12 protein-coding genes are annotated in these 12,953 nt (G+C 71.1%); 6 read left to right on the top strand and 6 right to left on the bottom strand.

Annotated elements, in window-relative coordinates; all coding sequences use genetic code 11:
• Positions 1-106: 106 nt before the first annotated feature.
• From ACWEMY_RS19415 to ACWEMY_RS19405, 3 genes are read right to left on the bottom strand one after another with little or no spacing between them, the layout of a single operon-like run.
• On the bottom strand, positions 107-1,147 hold the full coding sequence (locus tag ACWEMY_RS19415; protein WP_452391144.1) for a hypothetical protein: 1,041 nt from the start codon (positions 1,145-1,147) through the stop codon (positions 107-109).
• 9 nt (positions 1,148-1,156) lie between these two features.
• The gene (locus ACWEMY_RS19410) at positions 1,157-2,425 is read right to left on the bottom strand and encodes a hypothetical protein (protein WP_452391143.1); all 1,269 of its coding nucleotides are present in this window, start codon (positions 2,423-2,425) and stop codon (positions 1,157-1,159) included.
• A complete protein-coding gene (locus ACWEMY_RS19405; protein WP_375933716.1) occupies positions 2,425-2,742 on the bottom strand; it encodes a hypothetical protein in 318 nt (105 codons plus the stop codon). Before ACWEMY_RS19405 ends, ACWEMY_RS19410 begins: the two co-directional genes overlap by 1 nt.
• A 98-nt stretch (positions 2,743-2,840) precedes the next feature.
• On the opposite strand from ACWEMY_RS19405, the gene ACWEMY_RS19400 reads away from it, so the two are divergent.
• On the top strand, positions 2,841-3,524 hold the full coding sequence (locus tag ACWEMY_RS19400; protein WP_375933719.1) for a GAP family protein: 684 nt from the start codon (positions 2,841-2,843) through the stop codon (positions 3,522-3,524).
• Between the two features lie 127 nt (positions 3,525-3,651).
• The gene (locus ACWEMY_RS19395; RefSeq protein WP_452391142.1) at positions 3,652-4,371 is read left to right on the top strand and encodes a polyprenol monophosphomannose synthase; all 720 of its coding nucleotides are present in this window, start codon (positions 3,652-3,654) and stop codon (positions 4,369-4,371) included.
• Positions 4,372-4,426: 55 nt separating this feature from the next.
• Here ACWEMY_RS19395 and ACWEMY_RS19390 read toward each other — a convergent pair whose 3' ends face one another.
• Positions 4,427-4,861 (bottom strand): DUF6069 family protein, encoded by a 435-nt coding sequence (locus ACWEMY_RS19390; protein ID WP_375933724.1) that lies wholly within the window; start codon positions 4,859-4,861, stop codon positions 4,427-4,429.
• Between the two features lie 152 nt (positions 4,862-5,013).
• On the opposite strand from ACWEMY_RS19390, the gene ACWEMY_RS19385 reads away from it, so the two are divergent.
• The 3 genes from ACWEMY_RS19385 (at position 5,014) to ACWEMY_RS19375 (ending at position 7,415) form a co-directional block, all read left to right on the top strand.
• Entirely contained in the window at positions 5,014-5,562 is a 549-nt protein-coding gene (locus ACWEMY_RS19385; protein ID WP_452391141.1) for a hypothetical protein, read from the top strand.
• A 118-nt stretch (positions 5,563-5,680) separates the two neighbouring features.
• On the top strand, positions 5,681-6,223 hold the full coding sequence (locus tag ACWEMY_RS19380) for a copper chaperone PCu(A)C (protein ID WP_452391140.1): 543 nt from the start codon (positions 5,681-5,683) through the stop codon (positions 6,221-6,223).
• A complete protein-coding gene (locus ACWEMY_RS19375) occupies positions 6,216-7,415 on the top strand; it encodes a Dyp-type peroxidase (protein WP_452391139.1) in 1,200 nt (399 codons plus the stop codon). The genes ACWEMY_RS19380 and ACWEMY_RS19375 overlap by 8 nt, the downstream gene beginning before the upstream one ends.
• Positions 7,416-7,550: 135 nt before the next feature.
• Here the strand turns inward: ACWEMY_RS19375 and ACWEMY_RS19370 are convergent, their stop codons facing one another.
• Both ACWEMY_RS19370 and ACWEMY_RS19365 read right to left on the bottom strand, forming a co-directional pair.
• A complete protein-coding gene (locus ACWEMY_RS19370; protein WP_452391138.1) occupies positions 7,551-8,966 on the bottom strand; it encodes an HAD-IB family hydrolase in 1,416 nt (471 codons plus the stop codon).
• Positions 8,966-11,395 carry a glycerol-3-phosphate 1-O-acyltransferase gene (locus ACWEMY_RS19365; protein WP_452391137.1) on the bottom strand — a complete coding sequence of 810 codons (2,430 nt, stop codon included), beginning with the start codon at positions 11,393-11,395 and terminating at the stop codon, positions 8,966-8,968. The genes ACWEMY_RS19370 and ACWEMY_RS19365 overlap by 1 nt, the downstream gene beginning before the upstream one ends.
• A 190-nt stretch (positions 11,396-11,585) precedes the next feature.
• Here ACWEMY_RS19365 and ACWEMY_RS19360 point away from each other — a divergent pair, with 190 nt between their 5' ends.
• Complete coding sequence (locus ACWEMY_RS19360) at positions 11,586-12,872, top strand: salicylate synthase (protein WP_452391145.1); 1,287 nt, start codon at positions 11,586-11,588, stop codon at positions 12,870-12,872.
• Positions 12,873-12,953: the final 81 nt, after the last annotated feature.

Raw genomic sequence — 12,953 nt, 5'->3', positions numbered from 1 at the left:
TGGTTAGCGCGCCGCCCTGTCACGGCGGAGGTCGCGGGTTCGAGTCCCGTCAGGGTCGCCACGAAAGGCCCCCACACCATGCCGGTGTGGGGGCCTTTCGCGTACCTCAGTTCCGGTGATCGATGCTGGTGATGCGGTAGCGGCCGGGGGAGACCTCGGTGGTGCGCATCGTCTGGTTGATCTTCTCGATGGCGGTGTCACCGGGCCACTGCTGCTGCACGGTGACATTCCAGACCGACGGATCGGTGGTGTCGGCGCGGGTGATGTGGATGCAGTACTTCACCCCGGCCGGGAAGGTGGCGATGCCCGCCGCCAGCGCGGCCTCGTCGCCGACATGGGCGTTGTCGGTGACGTAGGCGCGGGCCTTGGCGGCGTCACGGTCGACGTAGTAGCTGTATTCGAAACCCAGGATCGCGCCCTGGGGGGTCGCGGTGTCGCCACGGTCGGCGCTGATGGTGATCGAGGAACTGCGGAAGGACTCGCAGCCGTCCACGGCATGCGGTGGGGCCGGTGCGACCACGGTCTCCTCGGCGGCCGTGGTTACCGGAACACCCGCCAGCGCGGCCTGTTTCGCGGAGTCGGCCTTGTCGGAGGGGCCGAGGAAGATATTGGCGGCCAGGCCGAGCGCGACCACGAACACCAGCGCGCCGACCACGCCCTTGATCACCGCCGCCGCCTTCGCACGCCCGTGCGGATCGTCGTAGCGTTCGTCGTCGAAGGACTTGCGCGGCCGCCGGGTGACCGTGCCGCCCCCACCGAAGTCCTTGAGCCGTGGCAGCACCGGCATCTCGACGTGGTCGCCGCTCTGTTCGGTGGCGGTGGTGGTGGCCCAGTCGTTCCAGTCCACGTCGTCGTGGCGCGCCGGTGCCTCGGGGACGGGGGTGTCGTCGTGCCAGTCGTTCCAGTCGCCGGTGAACCCGTCGTCGTCGGCGTCGGTGCGGTACACCGGCTCGACGTGGACGGGCGTGGTGACCGGCCGGTCGTCGAACGGCTCCGGGTCCGGCGGCGGCCAGGTCTCCGGGGTGGTGCCGATCGTCTGCGGCTCGGCCTCGCGCCGCCGCCTGCGTCGTCGCTTGCCCTGGGGGCGGCGGCGGGCGGGCGGTGGCGCGTCCGGTGAGGTGAAGTACGCGCCGAACGGGTTGTCCACGCACGCCTCCTAGGCCGGGGCCGGGACGACTCCCGGCTGGCCGTGCTTGGGCGCGGCGGGCCGTTCGCTCTCCTGGTCCTGCTGGGGACGGGCGGCGGGCGGGATCACCCCGCCCTGCACCGGCTGTTGGGTGGGCGCCTGGCTGTTGCCCGGCGACTGGAACGGCACCTCGGTCTTGGGTGCCTGGTAGGACGGCTCCGGCGTGGTCGGCGTGACCGTCGACGGAGTGTCGGGCTTGCTGGGGGTGCTCGGCGCGGCGGTGGCCGGCTTGTCGCTGGTCCCGCCGAGCCCGCCGAACAGCGTGCTGGAGTTGCCGCCGTTGCCCGAGGGTGTTGTCGGTGTGGTCGGCGCGGTGCCCGCCGGGGCGGTCGCGGTGTCGCCACCGGTGACGCCCGCGGCCAGCGTGTCGATGCCGGTGGTGGCCAGTTCGGTGCCCGAGTCGATGCCGTACATGGCGACCTCGGCGATCTTGTCGATCAGGTGCGTGCCGAACTCGACGCCCGCGTCGATCGCCGCGGTCCCCAGCGACACCCCACCGCTGATCAGCGCCTTCTGCAAGGCGATCTGGGCATCGGTGGCCGGGTCGCCGGTGGACTCGGTGTCGTCGTCGAAGCTGTAGTCACCGGTCGAGGTGCCGCCGGTGCCGAGCACGTAGACGCCGGGGGCGACCTCGGTGGCGCCGGGCGGGACCGTCACCCCGTTGGTGCCGCCGAGATCGCTGGTGAGCTCTTTGGTGTCGCGGGTGTACTGGTCCATGTCGGTGCTGGCGGTGCCGACCACCCCGACGGCCTCGGTGATGGCCTCCTCGGCGAGTTCGACGATGGCGTCGAGGTTGTTGCTGTTCACCGCCGGTGCGGCGGCCTTGGCCTTGGCGCGGAAGTCGGCGATGATCGCGTCGACTTTGGCGGCCGCGGTCGCCTGGGTCGAATGTGCCTGTCCGAGCAGGGTGCTCAGCCGCTGGCCGCGGTCGGCGGCGGCGGAGACCTCGGTCGCGGTCTGGCGCAGTGCCGGGGTGGCCGGGGCCGCGGTGTCGGTGGACTCGAGCGCGTAGAGGCCGAGGCGGTGCGGGTCCTCGGTGGCGGTGGTCGCGTTCGAGGCCGAGGTCAGCGCCGAGACCACCGACGGATCGGGGTCGGCGGAGGTGTTGGTGCCCAGCGATTTCCGCAGTTCCAGCAGCGGCACCTCGAGCAGGGCGATCACCGGCGCGAGCTTGGCCTCGGCCTCGGCGGGGGTGATCGTGCTCAGGGTGTTCTCGGTGACCAGCGATTTCGTGCGCATCACGCCACCTCGCTCGCGACGGCGTCGAGGTCGCCCGCCAGTCCGGTGTCGATGCCGACGACCGCGCTGCCGAAGCGGTCCAGGATGCCCTGGTAGGTGCTGACCAGATTGCCCGCGGTGCTCAGGGTCGCGGCGTGATCACCCGCCGCCTTGCTCCAGGCGGCCGCGAATTCGCGTCCGAGCACGCCTAATCCGGATAGATCGACCCCCGCCGCGGTGGTGGTGTCGGTTGCCGCTGTGCCGAGTAGTTCGGAAACCCGGGCTGCCGCACGCTGATAGGCGTCGAGCGCTGCCGGGTCGAAAGACATTTCTGCCACGAGGTCTTCCCCTTCACGATCGCGGGTGCTCCCAGGAAAAGCGTAACCAGGTCGCGGCCGTTGTGGGCGGGGTCGGGCCGAGTAGGGTCGCGCAAGTCATGGGAGTCCTGCTGATCACGCTGCTCGGGTTCGCCGTCCTCGACGCGCTCGACGTGCTGCTGGTGGCCATCACCACCGCCGTGGTCGCCGACGCGAGACTGACCCGTCGCTCGCCGGTGGTCGGGGTGCTCAGTTTCATCGGCGGGGTCTTCGCCGTCTCCTTCGCCTTCGGTCTGTGCACCGTGCTCGGCCTCGACTTCCTGGTCCGCTGGCTGGACTTCGAGCTCACCCCGACGCTGCGGTACTGGGGTGAGCTGCTGATCGGCCTGGGGCTGATCGGGGTGGCGGCGCTGCCGGTGACCGCGACCGCGCGCACGGGCGGTCGCTGGGTGCGGCCGGTGCGCGAGCGGCCGTGGCTGATGGGTGTGGTGGGCTTCACCCTCGGGCTGGCCAAGGTGCCCACCTCGGTGCCGTACCTGGCGGCGCTGGCGCTGCTGGCCGCGCAGCGTCCACTGCCGCTGGGTTGGCCGGTGATCGTGGCGGCGTACTGCCTGGTCGCGCTGGTGCTGCCGCTGATCGTGCTGGCGCTGGCCCTGCGCCGGACACCGCGGGCGCGGCGGGTGTACCGCCTGCTCGTGCGGGGGATCACCCGCTTCGGGCCGCCGGTGGTGCGGGTGCTGTTCGTGGTGTTCGGTGTCGCGCTGGTGGTGGACGCGCTGGTCCACGCCGGGCGGCTGTGGTGAGGGCCCGGCCCGGCCGATCGGTTTCCTGTCAGGTCGATCGAGTACCGTCATAACGAATCGATGACATGCCGCGGCGCCCGGTTACCCGGGTCGCCGGGCGTTACCAGGTGAGCAGGGAGGGCGACCCTTGAGGGTTACCGTTGTTGTGCCGACCTACGACGAGCGGGAAAATCTGCCGGTGGCGGTGGAGCGGCTGACGGCGCTGCCGGTCCCCGATCTGCACGTGCTGGTGGTGGACGACAACTCACCCGACGGCACCGGCGAGGTGGCCGACAAGCTGGCCGCCGACCTGCCGAACGTGGTGAGCGTGCTGCACCGCACCGAGAAGGACGGCCTCGGCCGCGCCTACATCGCGGGCATCACCCAGGCCCTCGCCGACGGCGCCGACGTGGTGATCCAGATGGACGCCGACCTCTCGCACCCCGCCGAGGTCATCCCGGCCATGCTCGACAAGCTGAGCGCGCCCGATGTCGGCGTGGTGCTCGGCTCGCGCTACGTGCCCGGCGGCTCGACCGCCGAGGAGTGGAAGTGGTACCGCAAGGCCCTCTCGGCCTGGGCCAATTTCTACGTCAACCTGATCCTGCGCCTGGGCGTCAAGGACGCCACCGCGGGTTTCAAGGCGTGGAAGGCCGACACCCTGCGCGCCATCGATGTGGCCTCGATCCGCAGCAACGGCTACTCGTTCCAGGTCGAGATGAACTACCGCGCGATCAAGAAGGGGTACACGATCGCCGAGGTGCCGATCCGGTTCGAGGAGCGCACCGTGGGTGCCTCGAAGATGAGTTTCAAGGTGCAGATCGAGTCGGCGCTGATGCCGTGGAAGCTGCTGTTCGGCCGCTCGGTCTGAGCGTTCGCGCGAAAGGGCCCCGCCGGATCGGCGGGGCCCTTCGTCGTGTCCGGGGTCAGCGGGCGGCGATGCCGCGGCGCACGCCTTCCAGCGCGACCACGATCACCGGCACCAGCACCACGTGCATGACCGACAGCGCGACGGTGGAGGCGGTGTCGAAGTCCGCGGCGACCGTCAGGCCGATGGTCGCGACGGCCAGCACCGAGCCGACGACCTCGGCGACCCGCAGCACGCCGGTCCACAGGTAGGACACCAGCACCGCGGCGGTCAGGCCGATCAGCAGCGGCACGGCCGACATGATCACCACCCCGCCCGGCGCGACATCGCTGACCGTGTCCCCGTCGGTGACGACGAACGATCCGCCCGCGGCGGCGCCGATGCCCCAGACGATCAGATTCAGCACGACCGCGGCGACCACGCCACCCAGCACGGCGACGGGCCGGTTCAGGGCGGGCAGGGTGCGGTCGGCGGTGGCGGCGATGGTGGTCATGATGTTCTCCCTCATTCGGTGGTGAGACGAGCATCCAACCTGAACAATGGTTTAGGTCAAGCGTTGTACGCGAATTCGATTCCGGGAAAACGGAAAACGCTGGTGAGGGACCTGCGCCGGACAACTACGACAGGAGGTCGTAGCATGGCGGGGTGCCCGCACCCCCGGATCCGGCCGCGCACCTGCGCGGTGCCGCGGTCGGTGCTGCCGCCGGTGCGGTCGCGATCCTGGCCCACGGACTCGGCGGCGCGAGTGCCGCGCCCGGCGGTGCGGCGATCACCCTGCTGCTCGCCGCCTGCGCCCTGATCGGCGTCGTCGCCGCGGCGCTGCCCCGTTCCACCGGACCGGCCGCGACCATGGCGCTGCTGACCGGTGGACAGGCCATCGGCCACACCGCCCTGTCCCTCGGACACACCCACCACCACGACCTCACCGCGGCCATGCTGCTCGCGCACGGCATCGCGGTCCCGGTCTGCGCCCTCGCCATCCGCGCCGCCGAAGCCGGTGCCCGCCGCGCGATCACCAGCGTCCGCCGCCTGATCGTCATCCTCACCGGCTTCCTCGCCACCCCCGCCGCGCCACCGCGCCCACCCCGCGCCGACGACCGCGCGATCCTCCACCGGCTCCTGCGGCATCCCGGCATCGGCCTGCGCGCCCCGCCGCGCGTCCCCGGTATCGCGCGTCACCTCACCCCGGCATAGCGCCCCCGCCTGTCCGGCTTCGGGCGCTCGACCCGCATCGGCACCGGTCGTCTTCCCGGCGACCGATTTCCCGTGTCGACCGGTCCGGGGTCCACTCACCCACGATCGGAGATCTTCCGTGTCCGCGTTCCCGCGTACCCCGCGCATCGCCCGCCGCTTCGGCGCCGCGACCGCCCTGTCCGTCCTCGCTGTCTTCGCCACCGCCTGCACCGGTTCCGACGCCGCGCCGTCGTCCGCCCAGAGCGACCGGGTCACCCTGAGCGACCAGTGGATCAAGGCCGCCGACTCCGGCATGTCCGCCGCCTTCGGCAATCTCGCCAACACCGGTGACGAGCCGGTGACCCTCGTCGCCGCCACCAGCCCCGCCTCCGCTCGGGTGGAGATCCACGAGGTGGTCCCCGACAGCACCGGCGCGAAGACCATGCGCCCCAAGGAAGGCGGCATCACCATCCCCGCCCACGGCGCGGTGACCCTGCGCCCCGGCGCCGAGCACCTCATGTTCATGGATCTGCTGCAACCCCTGCGCACCGGCGCGGAGACCTCGCTCACGCTCACCTTCGCCGACGGCTCCACCTCCGTGGTCACCGCCCAGATCCGCGATTTCGCCGGCGGCAACGAGCATTACGCACCGGGCGCCGAGAACCCCGCCCACGGTGGCTGATCCGAAGCCAGGGCTCTCCCGCCGGCGTCTGCTCGGCGGGGGAGCGGCGGCGGTGGGTGTGGCAGGCGCGGCGGGGATCGGCTGGGGTGCGGCCGGTTTCCCGCGTGCCGAACCGGAGCGTGACGCGGCCACGGATGTCGTCGAGTTCTACGGCCCGCACCAGGCCGGTATCGCGACCCCGCCACCCGGCCACGTCACCTTCGCGGGCTTCGACCTCGCACCGGAGGTCACCCGCGACGACATCATCGGCCTGCTCCGCATCTGGACCGACGACGCCCACCGCCTCACCCGGGGCGGCCCGGCCCTGGCCGACACCGAACCGGAACTGGCGGCCAGACCGGCCCGCCTGACCATCACCGTCGGCTTCGGCGCCGGCCTGTTCACCGCCGCGGGTGTCGAGGATCGCAGGCCGCCCTGGTTACGCCCGCTCCCGGCCTTCCCGATCGACCGCCTCGACCCCGCCTACACCGGCGCCGACCTGGTCCTCCAGATCTGCGCCGACGAGGCGACCACGGTCGCCCACGCGACGCGCGTGCTGTCCAAGCACGTGCGCTCGCTGGTGCGGACGCGCTGGGCGCAGCGCGGTTTCCGGGACGCCCCACCCGGGCAGACCCCGCGCAACCTGATGGGCCAGCTCGACGGCACCGTCGGCATCGCCCCGGCCGATTTCGACCGGCTGATCTGGGACGACGGCGCGACCACGCCCTGGCTGTCCGGCGGCACGAGCCTGGTCCTGCGGCGCATCGCCATGGACCTCGACACCTGGGACGAACTCGACGCCGACGGCCGCGAAATCACCGTCGGCCGCCGGGTGTCCGACGGCGCGCCGCTCACCGGCACCGCCGAGCACGACGAGCCGGACCTGACCGCGGTCGACCGCAACGGCATCCCGGTCATCCCACCGGGCTCCCACGTCGCCCGCGCCCGGCACACCCACGACGGGGAACGGTTCCTGCGCCGCGGCTTCAACTACGACGAGCCCCCGGCACCCGGCCAGGTGTCGAATTCGGGCCTGCTGTTCGTCGCCTACCAGCGCGATATCGACACCCAGTTCCTGCCGGTCCAGCGACGACTGGCGGAATTCGACGCGCTCAACGAATGGACGACCCCCATCGGATCGGCGGTCTTCGCGATCCCCGCCGGTGTCCCCGGCCCAGGCCACTACTTGGGCCAGCAGTTGTTCGACAGTTGACCGCTGGGCGGCCGCGCATCTCCGTGCGGCCGCCCAGTCGTCGGCGATTCCGATGCGGCTACGCAGCTGCCAGGCGTGCTCACCCAGTTGCGCGCGCCACCCGCGCGGCGCCGGTGCCGCCGCGCACCACAGATGTCAGTCGTGTGGCCAGTTCAGCAGCGTGTGTTCGTAGAGCCGACGCACGCCCTCGACCTCGTCGTCCATCTCCGCCGGGTCCCACTCCGACACATCGATCGGCGCCAGCACCGCCACATCCACGATCCCCGCGCGCGCGATCGGCGAATCCCGCCAGGCGATCTCGCCGGCATTGCGGATCACCACCGGGATCACCGGGACGCCCGCCTGCACGGCGATGTGGAACGCGCCCTTCTTGAACGGTCCCACCCCGGGCGTGTACGAGCGGGTGCCCTCGGGTGCCACCGCGATGGACAGTCCCTCGCGCAGCGTCGAGACCACCGGGGCCAGTGCGGCTTTGGCGCGCTCGGTGTCGGAGCGGTCGATGAAGGTGACGCCGACGAATCGCATGAGCGGCCCGAACAGCGGATGCTTGGCCAGTTCCTTCTTGCCGACGCCGGTCACCGCCCCGTCGAGCACCTTGGGCACGATGATCACGTCGAACTGGCTCTGGTGGTTGAACAGGAACACCGCGGGCCGCGGTGCGCGGGCGTGTTCGGCGCCGACCACGCGCAGCCGGACATCGATCGCGCGCAGGGTCGCCGTGGTGGCGTCGTGCAGCAGCGCGTCGGCCATGGCCCGGCGCCTGCGGGTGTAGGACTTGCGCAGCACTCCGGTCAGCGCGCCGCCGAGCAGCGCGGCGAAGCCCGCCACGGTGCGCAGGTAGTCGATCGGGCGCGGGGCGCGGCGCGGGCGGAAGGTGAGGCTCGCCCAGCCCGCGGCGGCCGCGTGCTCGGCCAGTGCCGGATCGGGGTCGACGGCGGTGGGGACGGCCGCCAGCTCGAGCAGGGGCAGGTCGGTCGCGCTGTCGGCGTAGACATAGCCCACCTCGGCGCCGAGCCCCGCGGCGAACTCGCGCACGGCAGCGGCCTTCCCCGCACGCCACAGCGGCGGCCCGTCGAGATGGCCGGTCAGGACGCCGTCTTCGATGGCCGGTCGCGTGCACAGCACGTGTTCGATGCCGAGCCGCTCGGCCGCCGGGCCCACCTGATAGACCGTCAGCTCGCTGACCAGCACCACCGTGTGCCCGGCCAGCTGATGTTCGCGGACGAGCCGCCACGCCTCCGGGAACAGCCGCCCGTAGATCTCCTTCCGGAACGCGGCGCGGCCCAGCGCGACCAGTTCCTCCTCGGGCACCCCGGCCCAGGTCCGCTCGACGGCCTGCAGGAAGCGCCCGTAGTCGCCGTCCCCTCCGCCACGCCGGATACCGCCCAGCAGTGCGGCGCGCCGGGCGTCACCACGTCGCGCGACCCGGCTGACCAGCCCCCGGCGCGGCATCCCGTCGACCACGGTCCCCCCGAAATCGAACGCGGCGATCACCTGCGCGCCCCGCGGACCCGACCGGATCGCGGCCACCGCCGCCTCGAGCGTGCTCATCACAGGGCCGTCCGGTTCGACGGGTCCAGGGTGGCCGCCCGCGCGATCCGTTCACCGAGATCACGCAGCTGCTGGGCGAATTCCGCGCGCCGCTGGATCAATTCGGCGGCGGCGTCGCCGGTGGCGGGGGTGATCAGTTTGTGGTTCTCCGCGAGTTTCCACGCGCTGGTGAACAATTCCGACGACACCGATTCCGCACTGTGCAGCCGCTGCTGCAAAAGCATCTGCTTACCCACGGCCACGCACTCGTCGATGAATTCCTTGCGATCGATCACCGCGTCCGCGGGCCGTGCCACGAGCCTTTCGGCCACCACCAATTGCGCGTCGAAGAACGAGCGCAGCACGCGATGCGCCATCACGAAGCCGGAATCGGTGAGGGCGTTGAGGAATTGGCGGTCGAGGCGGTCGTCGGGGGTGTGCTCGTCCCATTCCGGGACGATCAGCCGTACCTCGGCGATGATCTGGTCGGCGAATTCCTGGCGTTCCGGGAAGAAGAACTCGAACTTGAGCAGATCGCGCAGCGCGAAGGCCGCCTTCCACGCCGAGCGCAGCGGATCGTCGCCGGGCGCCTCCACCGCGGTGAGCGCGGCCAGTTCGAGAATGGCGCGATTGACGAACCAGTGCACCGCGCTGTTGCGGTAGAACGCCGCCTCGAGATGCGCGCCCGGCTCGATCGCGTAGACCGCTTCCAGCCCACCGCGATACACCGTCACCACCCCGGCCAGGGCCAGCTGTTCGAGCACCACCCGCAGCCCCTGCTCGTCGCGCAAGGCGGTCAGTTCGCCGCTGGGCAGGCCGCGCGCGTCGATGTACCCGAGGACCGGATCGAGTACGGTGCGTACCTCGCCGAGGGTCAGCGCGCGCTCGTGCACGCCGAGCAGGGCGAGGGTGACCAGCGCGTTCACCGTGATCGGCGTGACCTCGTTGATACCGACCGCGATATCGAAGGCCAAGCGCTGCACCGCTTTACGTTCCACCTCCGCCAGCGCCGACTCGTCGGGGCGGCTGGTGGCACCGGAGGCGGTGTCGCGCAGCGGGATGGTCACCGGGCGCTGATCCAGGGGATCGCCGTGGGTGGTGAGCCCTTCGCGCGCCGAGATCGGTTCGCCGAAGCGCACATACACCCGGCCCGCCGAATGCTGTTGACTGCGCACATATCTGGCCAGCCAGCCGATGCCCTCGGCCTTCTTGGTGCCGCCGGACTGCTCGCTGGCGATCGCGCCCAGCTCGTTGAGCCGCTCGTAGGTGATCGACACCGGCACCAGCATCACGTCCTCCACCCGGCGCGAACGCACCGCGGCGGCAAGGTAATTGAGCAGCCCGTAGCGGGGCGGCCGGAGCTTGCCGGTGCGGGTGCGCCCACCCTCGAAGTACCACTCCATATTGAAGCGTTTGGCCAGCAGATAGGCGAAGTACTCCTCGACGACCGCCTTGTACACCTCGTCGTCGCCGAAACTGCGGCGGATGAACACCGTGCCGGTGCGCCGGGCGATCGGGCCCATCGGCCAGAAGCTCAGATTCGCACCGCCGATCACGTGATTGGGCGGAAAGTCGTTGCGGGCCAGCACGTCACCGAGGACGAACGCGTCCACATAGGAGCGATGCGAGGGCAGGAACACCAGCGGGTACTTGCGGTTGAGCGTGCGCAGCGCGTCCAGGCCGCCCAGATCGGTGTCGACCTTCCAGGTCGAGGCGTGCACCGGCCGCATGGCCTGGGTGAACAGGTCCGAGACCAGCCTGCTCTGCGCCGCCACCAGTTCGCGCAGCGCCTTCTCCGCGCTGCGATACACCTGGTCGGGTTCGGAGCCGATCTCCTCGGCGATGTAGTCGAGTTTGCGCTGGAATTCGGGGGAGTCCAGGATCTCCTCGGCCACCAGCTGGGGCACCTTGTACCGATCGCCGATGACGGTGCGTTCGGCGCGTTCGAGCGCGACCACCGCCGCGCGCACCACCGCGCGGGCGAACGGGTCGGCCGTCCCGGCGCGCAGCAGCGCGGCCGCCTCCGGGTTGTTGGCGCGCAGCTCGCTGAGCCGCGCGGGCGCGCCGACCAGCACCCGGTGCCGGTCGGGTTCGGTGCGCAGCAGCCTGCGCTGGACCAGCCGGTTGGGCTTGCGCGGGTTGGTCAGCAGGGCCAGGTCGGCGAAGGTGACGCGGCGGACGCCGTCGCGCTCGGGTGGCAGCCACAGCACCCGCACCGGCACCACGAGCGGATCGTCGTGCCTGCCGACGAGGCGTTTGGTGATGGCCTTCGCGTCCATGTCGAGTTGGGTCACCGGGGCCGTGGCGCCGATCTCGGCACCGAGGCCGCCCTCGGCGATCCAGGTGCCTATCACTTCGCGTTCCACGCCCGAGGCCGCGTCGACCAGGGCGACCACCGAGTCCGCGGACGATCCTGAACGCCGGCCACGCCGCCCACCGTTGTCGATCATCCCTCCATTCAAGCCGCAGTTGGGCCTCGGCGCACCGAACTTGGACCACAGCGCGTTGCGCGGTGAGGGAGTGGTGAAGAATACCCATTTTGGAGCTGGCTAACCCGCGAGGTAATGCTAACCTAACTCGGCAAAGTTAGGTCAGCATTACCTTGGAGGATCGTTGTCGTCGACGGAGCAGCCCATCCGGGTGGAGTATGTGACCGATCCAGCGGCAGCGATGTCCCGGCTGGCCGCGGCTGACCGATTCGGTGAGTACGTGATGTACGAGCAGCCAGGGGAATGGGTCTTCGCGGCCGACCCGCTGGGCGGGGTCGAACTCGACGCCGGGGAACTGCGCGTGCACTGGAACGGGGAGACCACCGCGCGCGCGTGGACCGGCAGCCCCGCCGAGGTCGTCGACGCCGCCCTCGCCGAACTCCCGCTCGACGGCCGCAACGCCTACGGCTGGATCGGCTTCGAATTCTGCGCCTACGCCCTGTCCGCGACCGACCACCTCAACCAGCGCACCCCCCTGGTCAACCTGATGATTCCGCGCATCGAGGTGCGCATCGACGCCGCCGGTGTGCGCATCAGCGGCGCCACCCCCACCGAGGCCTGCGACATCCACGATCTGATCGCCGAGTCGCAGGGCACCGAGCTGCCCGAGTCCACCCCGGTCGACGTGCGGCTCGACCCCACCGGCTACCAGGAGCGGGTCGCCACCGCGGTCGCCGAAATCCGTTCCGGCAGCTATCAGAAGGTGATTCTGTCGCGCAAGGTCGAGCTGCCCTTCGCGGTCGACGTGCCCGCCACCTACCGGCTCGGCCGCGCCAACAACACCCCCGCCCGCTCGTTCCTGCTGCGCCTGGGCGGGCTGGAAGCGGCCGGTTTCAGCCCCGAGCTGGTGGCCTCCGTCGACGACGATCGCGTGGTCACCACCGAACCGCTGGCGGGCACCCGCGCCTTCGGGCTCGGCGCCGAAGCCGATGGCGCCGCGCGCGCCGATCTGCTGGCCGACCCGAAAGAGATCGTCGAGCACGCCATCTCGGTGCAGACCTCCTTCGCCGAGATCACCGCGGTGTCGGTGCCCGGCACGCCCGCCGTCTCCGATTTCATGGCGGTGCGCGAACGCGGCAGCGTCCAGCATCTGGCCTCCACCGTCCGTGGCACCCTGGCACCCGACCGCACCAGCTGGGACGCGCTCGAGGTCCTGTTCCCCTCGGTCACCGCCTCCGGCATCCCCAAGCGGGCCGGGGTCGACTCGGTCTTCCGCAACGACCACGAACCCCGCGGCCTGTATTCCGGTGCGGTGGTTCGCATCTCGCCCACCGGCGCCCTCGAGGCCACCCTGGTCCTGCGTGCCGTCTACCAGACCGGTGAGGGCGCGTGGCTGCGCGCCGGTGCCGGGGTGGTGGGCCAGTCCCGCCCCGAACGCGAATTCGAGGAGACCTGCGAGAAGCTCGGGAGCGTGGCTCCCTACGTGGTCAAAGCCTGAAACCAACCGGCGAGAACGGCGGCTCATCCCTTCCCTGGCGAGCCGCCGTTCGTCTTTCGCGGGGACCGATGAGTTTCCCGT

Source organism: Nocardia sp. NPDC004415 (assembly GCF_053602435.1).
The sequence above is the reverse complement of the archived record's forward strand: the minus strand, read 5'-3'. Positions and strand labels throughout refer to the sequence as shown.